At 54.8% G+C, this 18134-nt stretch carries 11 protein-coding genes and 1 pseudogene; 7 read left to right on the forward strand and 5 right to left on the reverse strand.

Translation table 11 applies throughout. The annotated features are described in order from the left end of the window. From AC2VLY_RS13535 to AC2VLY_RS13550, 4 genes and pseudogenes are all read left to right on the forward strand, one after another. A pseudogene (locus tag AC2VLY_RS13535) lies at window positions 1-1196 on the forward strand (exodeoxyribonuclease V subunit gamma); the annotation flags it as partial. After that, window positions 1193-4786, forward strand: a complete 3594-nt coding sequence (gene recB, locus AC2VLY_RS13540) for an exodeoxyribonuclease V subunit beta (RefSeq protein WP_486922454.1) — start codon at window positions 1193-1195, stop codon at window positions 4784-4786. The pseudogene AC2VLY_RS13535 and the gene recB, both read left to right, overlap by 4 nt. Next, the gene (gene recD, locus AC2VLY_RS13545) at window positions 4783-6747 is read left to right on the forward strand and encodes an exodeoxyribonuclease V subunit alpha (RefSeq protein WP_486892076.1); all 1965 of its coding nucleotides are present in this window, start codon (window positions 4783-4785) and stop codon (window positions 6745-6747) included. Before recB ends, recD begins: the two co-directional genes overlap by 4 nt. Before the next feature lie 66 nt (window positions 6748-6813). Beyond that, on the forward strand, window positions 6814-9930 hold the full coding sequence (locus tag AC2VLY_RS13550; RefSeq protein WP_486892075.1) for an EAL domain-containing protein: 3117 nt from the start codon (window positions 6814-6816) through the stop codon (window positions 9928-9930). A 24-nt stretch (window positions 9931-9954) separates the two neighbouring features. On the opposite strand, the gene msrB is transcribed toward AC2VLY_RS13550, so the two are convergent. Together msrB and msrA are read right to left on the reverse strand one after the other, a co-directional pair. Then, window positions 9955-10383 (reverse strand): peptide-methionine (R)-S-oxide reductase MsrB, encoded by a 429-nt coding sequence (gene msrB, locus AC2VLY_RS13555; protein ID WP_193650414.1) that lies wholly within the window; start codon window positions 10381-10383, stop codon window positions 9955-9957. Between the two features lie 3 nt (window positions 10384-10386). Then, complete coding sequence (gene msrA / locus AC2VLY_RS13560) at window positions 10387-10980, reverse strand: peptide-methionine (S)-S-oxide reductase MsrA (RefSeq protein ID WP_486892074.1); 594 nt, start codon at window positions 10978-10980, stop codon at window positions 10387-10389. Window positions 10981-11088: 108 nt separating this feature from the next. Between msrA and AC2VLY_RS13565 the strand changes: the two genes are divergently transcribed. After that, the gene (locus tag AC2VLY_RS13565; protein WP_024893058.1) at window positions 11089-11670 is read left to right on the forward strand and encodes a DUF4337 domain-containing protein; all 582 of its coding nucleotides are present in this window, start codon (window positions 11089-11091) and stop codon (window positions 11668-11670) included. A gap of 205 nt (window positions 11671-11875) precedes the next feature. After that, entirely contained in the window at window positions 11876-12673 is a 798-nt protein-coding gene (locus AC2VLY_RS13570; RefSeq protein ID WP_486892073.1) for a thioredoxin fold domain-containing protein, read from the forward strand. Between the two features lie 22 nt (window positions 12674-12695). Here the strand turns inward: AC2VLY_RS13570 and galE are convergent, their stop codons facing one another. Next, on the reverse strand, window positions 12696-13661 hold the full coding sequence (gene galE, locus AC2VLY_RS13575; protein ID WP_193650411.1) for a UDP-glucose 4-epimerase GalE: 966 nt from the start codon (window positions 13659-13661) through the stop codon (window positions 12696-12698). Window positions 13662-13817: 156 nt separating this feature from the next. Between galE and AC2VLY_RS13580 the strand changes: the two genes are divergently transcribed. After that, entirely contained in the window at window positions 13818-14603 is a 786-nt protein-coding gene (locus AC2VLY_RS13580; RefSeq protein WP_193650410.1) for a bestrophin-like domain, read from the forward strand. Window positions 14604-14696: 93 nt separating this feature from the next. Here AC2VLY_RS13580 and bcsZ read toward each other — a convergent pair whose 3' ends face one another. Further along, complete coding sequence (gene bcsZ / locus AC2VLY_RS13585; protein WP_035217495.1) at window positions 14697-15851, reverse strand: cellulose synthase complex periplasmic endoglucanase BcsZ; 1155 nt, start codon at window positions 15849-15851, stop codon at window positions 14697-14699. Beyond that, on the reverse strand, window positions 15848-18134 hold a 2287-nt coding region (locus tag AC2VLY_RS13590), incomplete at its 5' end, for a cellulose synthase subunit BcsC-related outer membrane protein (RefSeq protein ID WP_486922456.1). The genes AC2VLY_RS13590 and bcsZ, both read right to left, overlap by 4 nt.

Here is an 18134-nt window from a genome sequence, read left to right on the forward strand (position 1 = left end):
GTCAGCCCGCCTTAATGATCAGCCAGTTGCGCGATGCCATCGCCACGGGCTGGCCGGATAAATATCCCGCCGACGACCCCGCGCCCGAAAAAAACCGCCTGCTCCGCCGCATCACCCGGGAACACCCGCTGCAGGCTTTCAGCCGGAAATATCTGGAGCATCCACAAAAATACCGCACATGGGCGCGCGAATGGTTCCCTGATCCGGAAGAAGAAGCCCGATCTGATCTGGCCCAGCCCGTTCCGGCACTTGCCGTTCCGGAAACAGCGACCAGAACCCTGAGAGATTTCATCGAATTTTTCCGTTGTCCGGCACGCGCCTTTTACCGGCAGCGTCTCGATACATTTTTTGGGGATGCGCCGGCTGACAGCGAAGACAATGAAACTTTTGTCCTGAATGGACTGGATCAATACAGTCTGCTTAACGACGTACTGGAAGCGGCAACAACTGTGGAATCGACGGAAAATCTGCTGCCCATTGTGACGCAAAAAATCGCCGCACAATTGCGCAGTGGTCAATATGCCTTCGGGATTCTGGGACAGCGGCAGGCGGAAACCTTGCGCAGCAGCGCCGTGCCCATTCTCAGCGTCTGGCAAACCCTGATGCAAAGCTGGCAGCCCGACCATCAACGCCATGCGCTTTATCATGAAGCGGGGCATGTGTTGCTGGATGACTGGCTGCCGCCTTTGTATCTGGATGCCGACCAGCATCGGGCTTTTCTGCAGTGCCGTGCCAGTCGCCTGCTCAATGATAAAAACCAGATTCAGGCTGACAAAATGGCGGATATTTGGATACAGCAATTATTGGCCGCAGATTTGGGTATTGCCAGCCGCGCCATTGTGCTGGGCAAGGATGCCGTGATCCACAGCACCAAGCCCATTGCAAATGCCTCCGACATTCTCAAAGAACTGCTGGATTTCTGGGGAGAAAGCCTCCTCCAGCCCCTGCCCGTCACCCTGAAAACAGCAGTGGCCGCATTCCACAACGCCAACCCCGCTGCAATCTATGAAGGGAATCAGCATAGCGACGGAGAAGTACAGCGTTACCCCGGCCTGGCCCGGGACTATCCGGATTTTGCCCGCCTGAGCAGCCAGCGCTGTGGGCCTCGCCAGTGGGGCTTTCAGGAATATGCCGAAGCCCTGTACCGGCCCTTTGCCGACTGGCTGGGAAAACTGGAAGTGGAGCCACACGCATGAGTACGGCGCTAAACCCTCTGGAGATGCCACTCTGGGGCAGTCGTCTCATCGAAGCCAGTGCTGGCACCGGAAAAACCTGGACCATTGCGGCATTGTACCTGCGCCTGATTCTCGGTCATGGGCAGGTCGGTCAGCCCGTGCTGATGCCGCTACTCCCCGAAAACATTCTGGTGATGACCTTCACCCGGGCCGCCACCCAGGAACTGAAAGAACGGATCCGCCAGCGTCTGCAGGAGGCTGCCGCGTATTTTCGTGATCCGGAGCAGCAGCCAGCTGATCCATTTTTGCAGACCTTGTCAGAGGACTATGCAGAGCCAGCCGCACGTCAGCATGCCGCCTGGCGACTATCTCTGGCCGCCGATGCCATGGACCAAAGTGCCATTTTCACCATTGATGCCTGGTGCCAACGCAGCCTGCGCGAACACGCCTTTCTGACCGGCAGTGATCTGCGCGAAAGCCTGCTGCTGGACGACAATGATCTCCGCGCCGATGCCATCCGCGACTTCTGGCGGCAGGAAATATATCCACTCCCGGAACACCTGCTGGAGCCGGTGCTGGCGGTGTTTGCTGATCCCGATCAGGTCCAGAGTAAAATCGTTCCGTTGCTTGGTAATGGTGCGACTTTTGGCCAGCCTTCCCGGCCTCTGCAGGCACTGCTGTCGCAATCCATAACGGCGCTGCAACAGCAGATTAAAATGTTAAAACAACGTTGGTCTGATCAGCAGGCAGACTTGCGTAGCTACATCCTCCAGATTCTGAATGGTCCGAAGGTAGACAACCCGCTCAATGGCGGAAAATACAAACCCGAAGCCATGGAAGCGGTTTTCGAAGCCTTGCAGGACTGGCTGGATAGCCCCGAACAAATCCTGCCCGCCAATCTGGAGAAATGTCAGTTACTCCGCGCCAGCAGCCTCCAGAAAAACTGCAACAAAGGTCGAACTATCGAAGTACCGTCTTCGGCCCGGATACTGGAAGCCGTTCTTAACGAACTGGAGACCCCCAAAGCGCAATTCCAAAAAATTCATCATGATATTCAAAGCCATGCTGCCGCCTGGATTCAGCAACGCCTGGAAACCCTCAAAGCCATGCATCATCAGGTCAGCTTTCACGATTATCAACGTCGCCTCGCCGACGCGCTGGGTGATCCGGCCCGGGCCGAACAACTCAAAAGCCGTCTGCAAAATCAGTATCCGGTGGCCATGGTCGATGAATTTCAGGATACCTCCAGCCTGCAATACCGGATTTTCGACGCCATTTACGCCACGGCAAGCAACACCCCCGAGCGCCTCCTGCTGCTCATTGGTGATCCCAAGCAATCCATTTATCGTTTTCGCGGCGCCGACATCCAGAGTTATCTGCAGGCACGACGCCTGACTGCAGGCCGGCACTACCAGCTCGACACCAATTTCCGCTCCAGCAAGCCACTGGTAGCCGCGCTCAATGCGCTCTATGACGAAGCCGAAGCAGAACTATCCGAAGGCGCATTTGCCTATGCCAAAGCGGGTGCAGACAATCCTTTGCCCTACTGGCCCGTCCAGGCCAAAGGCAAAAACGCCTACTGGCAACTCGACAGGCAACCCGGGCCCGCCCTGACCATCTGGTCCGCTGCAGAATCTCTCAACAAAGCGGATTATTTGTACCATGCCGCCGAACAGGCAGCAGAATGCATTGTCCAGATACTCGCTGATCCTGAAACCGGTTTTCGCCAGGAAAACGCTAAACAAATACGACGGGTAAGCGGGAGAGACATCGCCATTCTCGTGCGTGACCGTCATGAGGCTGCCTGTATCCGCGAAGCCCTGCAACGGCGGCGCGTACGCAGTGTTTTCCTCGCGGAAAAACAATCTGTATATGACAGCCCCGAAGCACAGCAACTGCTGCTCTGGCTGGAAGCCGTTGCCGATCCGGAAAACACCCAACGCCTGCGCGTCGCTCTGGCCCTGCCGCTACTCGACTTGTCCCATCAGGATCTGGATGCTTTCAATCGGGATGAAAATGCCTGGGAAGAACAACGGGGCAATTTTCAGGACTTGTCACGCAGATGGCGGCGTCAGGGCGTTTTGGCCATGTTGCATCACAGCATTCATCACTTTGCCATAGCCCGTAAGCTGTTGCGCCACCCTGATGGAGAACGGCGCCTGACCAATCTCCTTCAGCTTGGCGAACTCCTGCAAAGCGCCAGCGCCACCCGCGAAGGACCTGAGGCGCTGATTCATTTTCTCCGCGAGGCCATCGCCGCTGGCCATGATCAGAGTGATGCCCACATTCTTCGCCTGGAAAGTGATGCCGAGCTGATTCGGGTCGTCACCATCCACGCCGCCAAAGGCTTGCAATACCCTCTGGTTTTTCTGCCGTTTATTGCCACTTACCGGAAAGACAAGGCTGAGGATTATCAGGTTCAGGTCGAAGGGGATGGCGCAGCGCGCATTATTTGGGAGCGGGGCGACTCAGAGGCGACGGAACGCGCCCGCCTGCAGGAAGATTTACGCCTGCTGTACGTGGCGCTGACCCGTGCGGAATATGCCCTCTTCCTGGGACTGGCGGCACCCAGCACCGCTAAATCGCCCATTTTTGACCACAGCGCCATCGCCTATTTATTGGGGCATCAGCACCACCATATGGCCTTGCCCGAGCTGCTCAACCGCCTCCAGAAAAATGCCGCACTCAGGGAAAACCTCCAGATCCACCCCCTGTCTACGGAAATCCCGGTTACCCCCTTGGTCGCCAGCACCAGCAATACGCAAAGCCGGATTCCCGATTATCATGGTCACTTCGATAAAACCTGGGGAGTAGGCAGTTTTTCCCTGCTGGTGCGTGATCTGGCCTCATCTGCCCTGCCCAGTGCACGACGTGCCCGCCAAGGGGCCAGCTGGCACCAATACCCACAGGGAATGCGTGCCGGAACTTTCCTCCATGACCAACTGCAAGCGCTCGCGGGGCAAGGGTTCGCCACTGTTTTGCAAAAGGGCAGCACCTCACGTATCGCCCGGGCCTGTGAACAGGCGGGTCTGTCCGACTGGGCAGAAGGCACCCTGGAATGGCTGCAAGCCATCGTCCGGACGCCCCTCACGGCATCCGGCCTGAGCCTGGAAAACCTGCAGCACTATCAGAGTGAAATGGCTTTCTGGTTTCCCGGTGCCGCACTGCGCAGCCGGAAACTGGACCAACTCTGCACCGACCAGATGCTTCCCGGCATGCAGCGGCCGCGCCTGCCGGATCGCGTTCTGCACGGTATGATGCGCGGCTTCATGGATCTGGTGTTTGCTGATGCCGGTCAATATTTTGTCATGGATTACAAATCCAATGTCCTCGGCAGCGAGGATCAGGATTATCATGAACAGGCCATGCAGCAGCAGACCCTGCAACATCGTTATGAACTGCAGGCCAGTCTTTATCAACTGGCCCTGCACCGCTTACTGCAGCAGCGTCTGAGCGGGAATTACGATCCGCAGGTGCATTTGGGGGGAACCCTCCTGTTCTATCTGCGCGGACTGGAAGGACCGCAACACGGAATCCTTCATCTGCCCGCCAATCCGGCACTGATTGAAGACATGGACCAGTTGTTTGCGTCCGGAGAACGCGCATCATGAGTCAGGCCATATGCCATACCAATCCCGAAGCCATTCTCCAGCTTTTGCAAGACTGGACGGAAGCGCAATGGTTGAGAGCTCTCGATCTGAGTTTTGCGCGTTTTCTGCTCAGTCTGGAACCCCAGGCACCGGCCCTCTTGCCGCTGGCGGCAGCACTGCTCGCCCGTCTGGAAGGCGAAGGACACACCTGTCTGCAGCTCGACCTTTTTCTGCATGAGCCCGAGCGCTTTCTCAGCGGACCATCAGAACTGGTCACGGAAATTCGCCATATCCTCGCCGCATGGTCCCAGCCGCAACAATGGATCAACATTCTCAGCACTTGCCGGGTGGTGGAGCACATCAACCGCACTCACCCAAAACTTCAGGGCGACGACAGCGAAACACCCCTGGTACTGGATCAGGGCTGTCTGTATCTGCGGCGCTACTGGCGCGATGCCCAGTGCATCGCCCGGACACTGACAGAACAGGTCAGTCGCAGGGCGCTCAATCCCGCCTCGGCAGACACACTGAAACCGCTGCTGTCACAACTTTTCCCCGCTGACACTTCAGGTTCGCAGGAAAATCTTCCCTGGCAGAAAATTGCCTGTGCGCTGGCCATGCGTGGCCGCTTCACCATCATCACGGGTGGCCCGGGTACGGGCAAAACCTACACAGCAGCCCGCCTGATGGCCCTGCTCATGGCCCGGCACAACAGTAGTTCACTGCGGATTGTGCTCGCCGCACCTACCGGCAAGGCTGCCGTGCGCATTAATGAATCCCTGCACAACGCCATTGCCCAATTGCCGCCGCTGGGCCAACAGGATCTGGCGACCGCCTTTGCGCGCATCGGTCCGGCACGCACCCTGCACAGCCTGCTCGGCGCACGTCCCGGAACCCGCCGCTTTCGCCATGACCATCAGCACCCCCTGGATCTGGATGTACTGATCGTCGATGAAGCCTCCATGATTCATCAGGAAATGATGGCCGCCCTGTTGCGTGCCCTACCTGAGCATGCCCAACTGATTTTGCTGGGAGATCAGGACCAGCTGGCTTCCGTCGAGGCGGGCGCGGTACTTGCCGATCTTTGCAATCATACCGGTTCCTACGACAGCGCCACCTGCACCTGGCTGGAAGAGACTTGCGACTGCACGCTGGAGGCAGACCGCTGCTCTACCAATCCACTTGCCAGCGGGGTGGTGCGACTGCAACGCAGTCATCGCTTTAACGCCGGAATTGGAGCGCTTGCTGACGCCGTGCAACAGGGACAAACATCTCTGGCTATCCAGACACTCCACCAGGAAGCAGTGCTCCAATGGTACGAGGCCCCGGAAATTGCGCAGATCCTGCAACTGGCGGACAGCCACTCAGGTTACCGGCCACTCTGGGAAAATATCCGCCGGGCTGGCAGCAAAAACATCGAGGAACACGCCCTTTGGGTACAGCAAATTCTCGAACAATATGGCGCGTTCCGCCTGCTTTGCGCCCTGCGCCAGGGGCCCTGGGGTGTTAGCGGAATCAACCAGGCCATTGAAGACCATCTGCAGGAAACCGGCCTCCTCAAAACCCAGGGGCTCTGGTATGCCGGACGCCCCGCCCTGATTACCCGCAATGATCCCCGGCTGGGGCTGAGCAACGGGGACATCGGTATCGCTCTTCCCGATCCCGAAGGCAAGCTACGGGTGTATTTCCCCGGCAACGACCCCGTGCCCCGCGCCATTCTCCCCAGCCGCCTCAAATACAGCGAAAGCGCCTGGGCCATGACCGTGCACAAATCCCAGGGTTCAGAGTTCCAGCACACGGCGCTGATTCTGCCGCCGCAGGATAGCGCGGTGATCCGCCGGGAGCTTTTATATACGGCCATTACCCGGGCCCGCGAGAAATTCAGCTTGTTTGCCACGAAGGCTGGCCTGGAACAAGCCATTACCCGCAGAACCCTGCGGATGAGCGGCCTGCTGGCAGCCTTGCAAAATTCAGCTAATTAATAAAAATAAAATTCGCCAGACTGCCCATGATCCACCACCCACTTTAGAAAAACCCCACAGGAAAGCATGCCCAGTCGATTCTCCATGAAATCCCGTGCGCTACTGAATTCGCTACTTCAGAATCGGCAGGCCGATTTTACGGCCGCCATTGCCCAGGCGGTAGAGCGGTTTTATGCAAAAGTAGCGGAATACCCCGAATTGGAGATTGTACTGCAGCGTCTGGGTAATGAAAGAGTCTCCCGACTGAAAACGGAACAATGCAAGCACTCGCTGTCGCTGCTTCTTCCGGACGATGGTAATGACCTTGAGCTGCGATCACAGGAAATCGGTAAAATTCACGCTTTAATGGGCATTCAAAGTGAATGGCTGATCAACAGTATGGCCCTTTACAGTGACAGCCTGCTGGAGCTGCTCAATCCCTTTTTTAAAGACACCCCGGAATTACGCGGATATCTGCTGCAAAGACTCGCCACGGACCTTGCCCGCCAATTGCAAGGCATGGAAGCCGTAGCCCTGGAAGAGCGCAAAATTCTTGAGGACATTGATCAATTGCTGATCAGCGAGGTCACTCCGGAAGAAAGTGTGCGGCAGATGATCAACAAGTTGATGACCATTTCCGGGCTGGATGGTGCATGGATCGGCCATTCTGAAGATGGCATTCACCTGCTCCGCGATCAGGTCAGCGGTGAAGCAATGGAGGAATACCTGGATAGTGTTGAGATTCGTCTGGACGATAGTCCTTACGGCCAGGGACCCGCTGGAAAAGCCTGGCGCAGCGACGAAATTGTGTATGTCGACGACTGGCAAAGTGATCCGATCACAGCCCCCTGGCAAGAGCCCTCCCAAAGATATGGCTGGCGCTCCAATGTAACCATTCCCGTCAAGGTCAACGGCAAGCCTTATGCCACTATTGGTCTGTACAGCAAGATTCCTGGGTTTTTTCGTGCCCCCAATCGCCAGAACCTCATACGACACCTTGCCATCATGTTGGGCATCGCCATTGGTCGTCATCAACAACAAATACGCATCGATCGCTTGAATAGTCTCTATCGGGCCTTTCTCGCCGAGGGCGACATTCTGATCCGGGCCAGATCCGAAACCGAGATGCTCCGCAAAACCTGCCAACACATTATTGAAGGAACCCTGTTCAAAACCGCTTACGTCATGAAGCCCGATCCGGTTGGCTGTTTCAGGGCCCTTGCTGGTGCCGGTACCGGGAGCGGGATTCTCGGCAATCCGGGTATCCAGCTGTTTTCAGACCGTCCCAGCCTCTTGCGGGATACCTGGCAATCTGAGCGCCTGCAATACCGCAATGATTACCGCAACGATCCCGCTTTCAGTGCTCAGCATAATCTGATGGAACAACAAAACTGGGCCAGTGTCGCCACCATCCCGATTCGGCGTAACGGACAAATCTGGGCGATTCTGGGTGTGACCAGCAGCGAAAAGAACATTTTTGACCAGGAAATTCTGGGTGCGCTTGCCCGGGTAGGCAAACTGATTGGTTACGGCCTGGATGAAATGGATCTCAAAAAACGCATTGATCAGGAACGCATCACCCAGAGCTGGATGGCGCGTCATGATGCGCTGACCCGATTGCCCAATCGGGTGGCCCTTCTGGACAGAATTCCCGAGGCCATCCAGCGTGCCCAGCGTGAAGAAAAATTACTCGGCATCTGCATGCTTGATCTGGATGATTTCAAGCCCGTCAACGACCAGCATGGTCATGCCGCCGGCGATGTATTATTGCAAAAAGTCGCCGACCGACTGGGTCAGGCACTTCGGCAGACAGATTTTGTAGCCAGGGTGGGGGGCGATGAATTTGCCCTGGTTCTGGAAAACATCCAGAACATGGAAGATGTAGAAAAGCTGATGGTCCGGATTTCTGAAGCCCTGGAAAGGCCCTATGTTCTTCCCGGCAATATCACCGTCAAAATCGGCGGAAGCCTGGGCATCACCATTTTTCCCTTTGATGAAGGGGATAGCGAAATACTGCTGCGTCATGCTGATCAGGCGCTGTATGCCGCCAAAGCCAATAAAACGGAACGCAAACACTTTTGGGCCAGTTTTCAGGGAGAAGAAGTATTTTCTGGAGAAACCTATCTGCCGTATTTAACACTGCTTCAGCAGGATGAGGGCCTGATTGCCTATTACCAACCGATTCTGCATCTGGCAACGGGTCGCATCATTGGCATTGAAGCCCTCGCCCGCCTGCGGCAAGGCACTGAGATTATTCTTCCCGACTCGTTTATTCCCCATCTGGACAGCAGGGCAGCGCAAATGCTCACCAGCAGAATGCTGCGTTCTGCCACCCAAACAGCACAACAGCTTCATCTTGCCGGATTTCCTCTCGAAGTTGCCGTCAACATTCCTCCGGACGCTCTCTTTGCAGATGATTTTCTGCCCGAATTGCAGGCCATTCTGGCCGACAGTGCTCTGGCACCGGAACAATTAACCCTGGAGATTCTCGAAAATGGCGATTTTTTATCTCTGCAACTGGCCCAGGAAAAAATCGCCACCATTCGCTCGTTGGGGGTTCGTATTGCTCTGGATGATGTGGGTAGCGCCTACGCCTCACTGCTGCGCCTGAAAGAAATTGCCGTTGATGAAGTCAAACTGGACCAATGTCTGGTCCGTGGAATTCCCGAGCAACCCGGCGATCTGATTTTCGTTGGCAGTGTTGCCGCATTGGCCTTGTCCATGGGTTCGCGTTATGTGGTCGAGGGGGCTGAAACGCCGGAGACGCTGGATGCTCTGGCTGTTCTTGGGGTGGACTGCGTTCAGGGCTACGCCATTGCACGGCCCATGCCCGAACAAGCACTGCTACCCTGGCTTCAGGCCTGGACGCCACAGCCACAAAACAATCAGCCTAAAACCCTGCTGGGTGCTTACGCCTCGCATTTGCAATTCGACAGCTTATATCAGATTGCGCCCGCGATTCTTGGCCAGCTTCCCAGCCTGGATGATTCTCATCGTTGCCGTTTGGGAAAATATCTGGATACCCACGGTCTCGCGAACTCCGCACTCGCAAAGGCCCATCAGGCCTACCATGCCTGCATTTCTCGCGAACATAGCCCTGAAGAAATCACTCGACTCAGAAAGAAAATGGCAGACAATTTTGCGGCCACGCACGACAGCCTTCCCGAAAACCAGACACTCATTCATCCTGAAAACCGCAGTTAGCCTGAAAGCTTGTTGTTCTCAGGCTCATCCTGCCTCTGGTTCAAATCTTAGGGCCGCTGAATTCAGGCAATAGCGCAGGCCGGTGGGTTCAGGCCCATCCGGAAACACATGCCCCAGATGGCTGTCGCAGCGGGCGCAACGGATTTCCGTACGCACCCTGCCATAGCTGGTGTCGGTCAATTCGCGGATATGGTCAGGGGCGAAAGGCTCCCAAAAGCTGGGCCAGCCGGTTCCTGACTCAAATTTGTTGGCTGAGCGGAACAGGGGCAGACTACAAAGAGCGCACACGTAGTCACCGGCCTCTTTTTCATGAAGCAAACCTCCACAAAACGGCGGTTCCGTACCGTGCTCAAATAACACATGACGCACTTCTGCGGGCAAATCTTTGGCCATTTCGGCACGGGTGTTGGCATCAATGGGGGTCAAGTCATATCCTGCAGATGAAGTAGGCATTTCCTAAGACTCCTTGGTGTGTAAATACTGTGGAAAAGTATGCCGTAATTTTTCCACCTTGGGCAAAGCAACCGCGCAGATATAAGGTTGATCAGGATTACGGCGGGCGTAATCCTGATGATAGTCCTCCGCAGGATAAAAGTTCTCCAGAAGGAATACTTCAGTCACTATGGGTTGTCCGAACATTCCCGTCGCATTGAGTTCTGCAATATAATTGTCAGCCATCTGCCGTTGGGCAGCATTTACGGCAAAAATAGCCGAGAGGTATTGTGTCCCCACATCATTCCCCTGACGATTGCGTTGGGTGGGATCATGGGCCACGGCGAAAAAGACCTGCAACAGACGGCCGAATGACAGGCGCGCCGGATCAAAATGAATCTGCACCGCCTCGGCATGACCGCTTGTACCACTACAGACCGCCCGATAATTGGCTGTTTCCCGGGCTCCTCCGGTATATCCCGAAACCACCCGGGTGACGCCTTCCAGAGCAAGATAAACAGCTTCGGTACACCAGAAACAACCACCTGCAAGTACGGCCATTCCGGGCGTAGTGGCGTCTGGTTGCTCTCCCTGGGGAGCTGGTATTTGCATGACCATCACTAACCTCCTGGATTCGTATTCGGGAAAGACCACAAAGCACTTGACCTAAACCGGCAATCTCATGAGCATAGCCGCAAATCAACGATTGACCAAGCTGGAGACGTCATGAGCGGACATGGACTGCATAGCCACCCACCCCACGAAGAAATGGTTCATCATGCTGCCGAAGGTCATGGCGGAGAGCATCACAGTCTCAGTCAGTGGGTCGCCATATTTACCGCCATTCTCGCGGCCTTTGGCGCCATTGTCAGTTATCAGGGAACGCACCTGATGAATGAGGTGCTGCTCCAAAAAAACGAAGCCGTCCTGGAAAAAGCCAAGGCTGCTGACCAGTGGAATTACTATCAGGCCGTCAGCACCAAGCTGCACATGATGGAGCTGGCCATTATTCTTGCCCCGAACAAATCCGCCGACTTTAAAGAAAAAATTGCAAAATATGAACACCAGAAAGTCAGCATTCAGCAAAGTGCCACGGAAATGGAGCAAAAATCTGAAGCGGCCAACCGTGAGTCGGCGCATCTCAACCGTCCCCATAATGATCTGGAAATTGCCATGATTTTTCTGCAAATTGCCATTTCATTGGCATCAATTACAGCGCTGACCCGACGTAAATGGTTGTTTGCGGTAGCGGGGATCAGCGCTGCCGGAGGCATTGGTCTGTGGATAAGCGCCATTTTTTTATTTTGATCCGGTCTCCGGCAACCATTCCATACCCTGCAACAACCCATTCCGGCCTAGCAGCGCTGAATGATCGGTTCTGACGGACCGGGATGCGACAGATCAGGGTATTTGCTAGGATGGAGACATTGTGTTCAACAAATCAGCCTGAGGATGATACGAAATGACGTTAAACAGACAGTTCCGCAACCTGACATTACTCACAGGAGGCTTCTTGCTTGCAGGCTGCGCCAGCGTCACCACCTCCAATCTGAAACCGGCGGAACACTTGGTCCAGCAAAATTTCCATAATAAAATCCATGTCACTAAAGTCTTTCCCGGTCCCGTCCACAGCCTGACGGGTATTGTCGTTGAAACTGACCAGCACCAGCAGGGCATATTATGGATGCTGGCCGACAAATATCTGTTATTGGGCCCGGTAGTCAATGCCCAGCAGGAAAACATCACCGGACATTATGCAGACCAGTATCTGCCTCAACCCGCCAAAGTACCTGCCGAAAAAATTGCGTCTGCAGCCCTGGCAGCACCGGGTTTTACCATAGGACATTCGGGACCGCTGATGGTCGTATTCATGGATCCCAACTGTATTTTCTGTCATCTGCTCTGGGAAGCGCTGCAACAACCGGTAGCCGAAGGCAAAGTCCGGGTAAAAGTGGTTCCTGTCGGCTTCCTCAAGCCTTCCAGCCCGGCCAAGGCGGCAACCATTCTCGCAGCAAAAAATCCTGCCGAAGCCTGGGCCAACAACGAAAAAGGTTTTGATTTGCATACCGAAGAAGGCAGCACCAAACCCCTGAGTCATATTCCTGCGGTAGACGAGGCAGCGGTCAAGGCCAATACCCAACTCTTACATCAAACCGGAGAAACCGCCACCCCTGCCCTGTTATACTGCATTAAAACGCCAAAAGGGCTGGTAATGCAGATGAAGCACGGAATGGACGTGCACCGCACGCCGGAGTTCATCCAGAAACTGGAGGGCAGTGTCGGCGCCCGGGGCTGCATCCCTTCTGCCTGATTGCCTTGCGCGGAACGACCCCTTAGCGGATCTCCCAGCGCCAGGCATCGGCGATGATGGTGGCCAGATCCGCATAGCGGGGCTGCCACCCCAACTGTTCACGGATTTTGCGTGAGTCGGCTACCAGGCGGGCGGGATCTCCTGCCCGTCTGGGCTCATCCTCACATCTAATGGTTTTGCCCGTCACCTTGCGGGCGATATCAATGACTTCCTGTACCGAAAAACCATTACCATTCCCAAGATTAAAAGCGCAACCATCGCCTCCGGCGAGAAGATGTTCCAGTGCCAGCCAATGTGCTTCAGCCAGGTCAGTCACATGAATATAGTCACGAATACAGGTCCCATCGGGTGTCTCATAATCACGCCCAAACACACGGATCTGGGCCCGTCGCCCGGAAGCTGCCTGTAATACCAGCGGAATCAGATGCGTCTCCGGATCATGACGCTCACCCATTGCTCCATCGGGATCTGCCCCTGCCGCATTGAAGTAGCGCAAACAGGCAGATTTGAGGCCATAAGCGCGATCATAGTCAGACAGCGCCTGCTCCACCATCCACTTACTCCGTCCATAGGGATTGATGGGATCTTTTGGATGATTTTCATCAATAGGGGTATATTGAGGTTCACCAAAAATCGCTGCTGTAGAGGAAAAAATAAATTTTTTGACATCAAATGCAACCATCACATCCAGAAGATTCAGCGTATTGCTGACGTTGTTCTGATAATATTTGGAAGGCTCCTGTACGGATTCTCCCACCTGAATATAAGAAGCAAAGTGCATGACTGCATCAAATGAATGCGTTGAGAAAATCCGATTCAGCAAACGGGTATCCGCAATATCTCCATAAACAAATGCGCCACCACAAATTGCATCACGATAACCACCGGAAAGATTGTCCAGTGTCACCACCTCCGCCCCGCCCTGAAGCAAACGTTTTACCATATGGCTGCCAATATAACCCGCACCACCCACTACCAGAATTTTCATGAATTGTCTGCCTCGGTCAGATAATGCGTTTACTGAACAAGTAACCTTTCGGGCCAACTGTTCATTTTTGCTGTCTGGATTCTAGCGAAAAAGCACAGCATGGGGCAAACTGTTCCCAAGTTAATCAGGCCTCTCCATGCGCTTCCAAAGGACTTTATGAATCCGCCATTGCTTAATCCCTGGGCGTACTCTGCGGTATTGTTTATTGGCTTGATTTTATGCGTTTTTGTAGGCTTCAAGATCGGCAAACGCAGTCGGGCTGACGGCGGTTCCGGGGCACTGAACGGGGCCGTATTCGGACTTTTGGGATTACTGTTGGCGTTTTCCTTTTCCGGTGCCGCCGAACGCTTTGAACACCGCCGCGATCTGATTACCGAAGAAGCCAATGCGGTCGGCACCGCCTATCTGCGGTTGGATTTATTGCCAGCAACACAGCAGATGGCCCTGCGCAAAAAAATGCAACAATACCTGCAAACCCGACTGGAAACATATCAGCACATTGGTACCAACACCCCTGCAGCTCTGGACGCCTATCAGCGTAGCATTCAATTACAGCAACAAATCTGGACAGAAGCGACCCGTGCGGCCCAACACACCGGCAACACAGCCATATTAAGCCTGGTCAGCCGTGCACTGAATGCCATGTTTGATATTACCACCACCCGCCTTGCCGCCACCCGAAATCATCCACCAATAGTCATAGAAATTCTGCTTTTCGCACTGTCCTGGATTTCTGCCCTGCTGGCAGGCTATGGCATGACCGACCACCAGCGCATTCCCTGGCTACAGGTCATCATTTTTTCCGCCGCGCTGACCATCACCATTTTCGTGATTCGTGATCTGGAATATCCACGCCTCGGCTTCATCCGTGTCGACTCGGCGGATCACTTACTGGTCGAAACCCTGCAGGGGATGCAGACAAGCGCTATCAGATCATCCTGAAGCAGGAGTACCAGAATATATCGCTGGTGCTGCTGAGTTCTGGCGTACTATCAGATCAGTTTTTGCTCAATTCAACATCATGACAAAGTTCAGTCACCGGCTTCCTGTATCCCAGGAAGGTCGAAGGTTACCGTGGGGACCGAAGCGAAATGCTCCGTTGTACCAACCCAACCCGAACAACGCCAGGTTCTGATTATAGTAATGAACAGGTGGATAACCATAAAGTCCCGTGGCGGGGCTACGCTCGGCTTCGAGGCGGGCTAGCTGCACTTTCGCCGCCTCCGGCATCTTATACTGTACCAGAAAAGGGAGAAGTGCTGCCGAAAAACCGCTGGGCCCCGTACCCTGTACCAGCCCCGATTGATAATTCTCTTGTAGCGGTGGCAGATCATGTGTCTTCATGTATAAAGCCATTCCCCAGAGGGAATCGAGTACTGCTTTAGCACCCGGCGTATCCGGGTTCGTCATTCCTGCCCAAAGATAGACTCTGATCGCATTGTAACTTCCTTCCACGCCTTGGGGAGCTGGGAAGTAGCCTCGATCAGGACTATAGCTAATCCAGTCAGGCGAAAAACCATGGGGAGATGTCTTGGCAATAACTCTCGGCAGGTATTTAGACATCTCCCGCCAGGGTCCATCAGGGAGGGCTTCGGCAAGGCTGGCCAACAGAAATGGGGGCAAGTAACTGGGATTGATCACCAAAGAAACACCGAAACGGAAATATTTTTCTCCGGGAATGAGCATGGGCCCAGCCCCCTTCATGGGCAAAATCTCTTGGGCGGCAATCCGCTGAGCCAAAGACCTTCCCATTTGGGTGTAGTGTTCATTATTCCATAGACGCCCTGCCTGCAGGAGGTCATAAGCAATCCACAAGTCAGAATCGGCGGCGTGATTGCCGCTGAGGGGACCCCATTGGCCGTCGTCCTGTTTGCCCCAGCGCCAAATGGGCAGATTCTGTGCCAAATTTCCTTGGGCCAGGTTTATCTGAGTCCAACTCAGGATGCGGGCAAATGTCTGGGGCTCATTACTCACCAAGGCAAAAAACAAGGCATAAGACTGCCCCTCGGAGGTGGTGATGCCACCCTCGACCCAATCTATGACCCGGCCCTGAGGATCAATGAAATGCTGCTGATAAGCGCTCCAGAACTGCAACCAGGCGCCTGGCACCACAGCCGCAGCGCTGAGGGGGCTCATCAAGAGCACTATCAGCCCCAGCAGTCGGCACGCTTGTCGCCACCATCGCCTCATGGCAGTACTCGTCCGGGACTCGCCATGAGTCGGGCTGAGGCCAGGTCGGGCAGATGATTACCTGAAAACACATAGCGGAGATCCAGGCCGAACTGCACCTGAGAAAAGGCAGGATTGGCCTGATAACTGGCTGCCCCATCGACAAACCAATGCTGAGAAAGCTGCTGGGTGAACAGGACATTGAGTGCGCCGGAAACATTGCTCGTCTGGGCAGCCGTGTAACTGGCATTGGTCAAATCCAGGCCATCTTGCAGTGATGACAATTGGGAGCGCAAGTTGGGAGCACCTATAAAAGGTGCGGCCGCCGTCCGTGCCCACTGATAGCCCAGAGAAGCAGCTACCGAGAGCTTCCCATTGGACCACCAGTGACTGAGCGCCATGGCCAGCTGGGGCTGAAGTAACCAGCTGGGACTGTAATAGTCCCCATAACCGGGACTGGAAAAATTCTGATTATGGGCGTAACCCTCACCATACGCTGCCGGGCCTATGGCCGCCCACCAGTGGGCGTTGCTGAGTACGGGCTTCATTGCCGATAAATACGCTGTCCAGCCTGGATTGTTGCGCAAATTACGTCCCGTGATGAGATCAAAATGACTACTGACCAGATAATCCCAGGAATTGGGTTCAGAGCCTGCCCAATACAGGCTTCCACCCAGCTCATTGTGCATAGCGGCACCCCACTGGTAATCCAGCGTATGGGTTAGTTGCCCGCTTGATGGGTCAGATAGGGTTATCTGCGCGTTCACACCCTGATAAGAAATCCAGGTCTGCTGCACAGCCTGCCGCAAAGCGTCCAGTTGCAGGTAGGATTTGGATTTCCCTAAATCCCAGCGATACTGCGCTGCCCCCTGAGCTGTACCACCGCCGAGACTGGAGGGAGAGGTCCAACCCAATGCCACACGCCAGCTTTGGCCAGAGCGAACATCATCAAGGTCCAGGAGCAAACCAGGGGCCATCCAATTCCTTCCAGATAGCGCCCCGGAACTTAACATGGCCCCTTGGTCATTACGGACAGAAGCATTCAACGAAGCCGGATTAGCCCGCACCGAGGGGACGGAAAGCTGGGCGAAGCCCGCCAAATGCCAATTGAAACCCCATTGTCCAAAAAAACCGGGGACCAACGCATTGAAATTGTTGCCATCAACCCCAGAACCCCCACGCCAGATATCCGTTGCGGCAATAGCCAGATAACTAGATCGTTTTTCTGGCAGCTCTATATGACCATCAGCAGCTAGGCGCCATGGAATTTCGTTGATCCAGGATACATTCCTGGTCATGCTTTCCATAGGAAGGAGGGTAGTCAATACCCCGCTGCGCTTACGGGCCAAATCGTAAGCATGGGAAAGCTTTTTGGCAGAAAAATCTGCAGTGACAATCCCGCCGGCGTTGGCACGATCAGGGTTTTTCTCGTACAAGGAGGAAAAACCTCTGCTGGCAGCTACATATTGTTTGAGATGCAGCAGGGACCAAGCCTCAATGCTCTTTAGACCTGGCGGGAGAGCCTTGCTTTTCTGACTAAGAGCGAGGTCGTCCAGTGTTTTTGCGTAATCCTTCTGTTCGTAGGCCTGTAGCCCTCTCTGCTGGTAATACCACGCGAAAATCGGCTTGGCACTGTTAGCCGCCGGGGAGAGATGAGCCAGGCTTTGTGCTGTAAGATCCAGATCTCCATCAGCCATGGCAATGCTGCCTACCGTCTGCCAATCGGCACTTTTCTTGGACCACTGTGCCGCCATAAACCACCAGTGCAGGGACTCCCCGGGTCTTCCCAACGCGCCCAAAATCGCCGCAATCAGACGGGCATCTTGCGCCTGATGTCGGGCCTCGATAGCAGTCAAATGCGGTTGCAGATCCAACCATGCACGCTCGTTCTGACCAACAGAATGACGTCGGGCAGCATCGCCCAACAAGACGTCCAGATGCCATTTTTGCAGGGAGGGAAGTTGATCTGGATAACGCTTTTCCATGACCTTAAGTAAAATCTGCACTACCGAACTTGGCATGACTTCCGCAGCATCTTTGAGCTCCGAGAAAGCTTCTTTGTAGTTGTTGGCAAGGTGAATCTGCCGATAATAGTAACGTCCGGCCTTGAGCAGACTACCTTGGTGGGCTTCGGCTTGGGCCAACCACTGCTGATTTTCCAGATAAGGAGACGAAAACACAGCCGGAAGACGCCGGGACATGGCCAAAATCGTCGTCCATTGCCGCTTCTTGGCAAGCTCTGGTATTGATTGTACGGTCAATTCAGTAGACAAGCGCGTCAGCAGGGCTGCGGGAGCATGGTAG

This window comes from Acidithiobacillus sp. TH-A36 (assembly GCF_057473445.1).

Excerpts from the sequence above, each read along its gene's own strand:
- recB (WP_486922454.1), top strand. The coding sequence starts at position 1,193 with ATGAGTACGGCGCTAAACCCTCTGGAGATGCCACTCTGGGGCAGTCGT.
- recD (WP_486892076.1), top strand. The coding sequence starts at position 4,783 with ATGAGTCAGGCCATATGCCATACCAATCCCGAAGCCATTCTCCAGCTT.
- AC2VLY_RS13550 (WP_486892075.1), top strand. The coding sequence starts at position 6,814 with ATGCCCAGTCGATTCTCCATGAAATCCCGTGCGCTACTGAATTCGCTA.
- msrB (WP_193650414.1), bottom strand. The coding sequence starts at position 10,383 with ATGCCTACTTCATCTGCAGGATATGACTTGACCCCCATTGATGCCAAC.
- msrA (WP_486892074.1), bottom strand. The coding sequence starts at position 10,980 with ATGGTCATGCAAATACCAGCTCCCCAGGGAGAGCAACCAGACGCCACT.
- AC2VLY_RS13565 (WP_024893058.1), top strand. The coding sequence starts at position 11,089 with ATGAGCGGACATGGACTGCATAGCCACCCACCCCACGAAGAAATGGTT.
- galE (WP_193650411.1), bottom strand. The coding sequence starts at position 13,661 with ATGAAAATTCTGGTAGTGGGTGGTGCGGGTTATATTGGCAGCCATATG.
- AC2VLY_RS13580 (WP_193650410.1), top strand. The coding sequence starts at position 13,818 with ATGAATCCGCCATTGCTTAATCCCTGGGCGTACTCTGCGGTATTGTTT.
- bcsZ (WP_035217495.1), bottom strand. The coding sequence starts at position 15,851 with ATGAGGCGATGGTGGCGACAAGCGTGCCGACTGCTGGGGCTGATAGTG.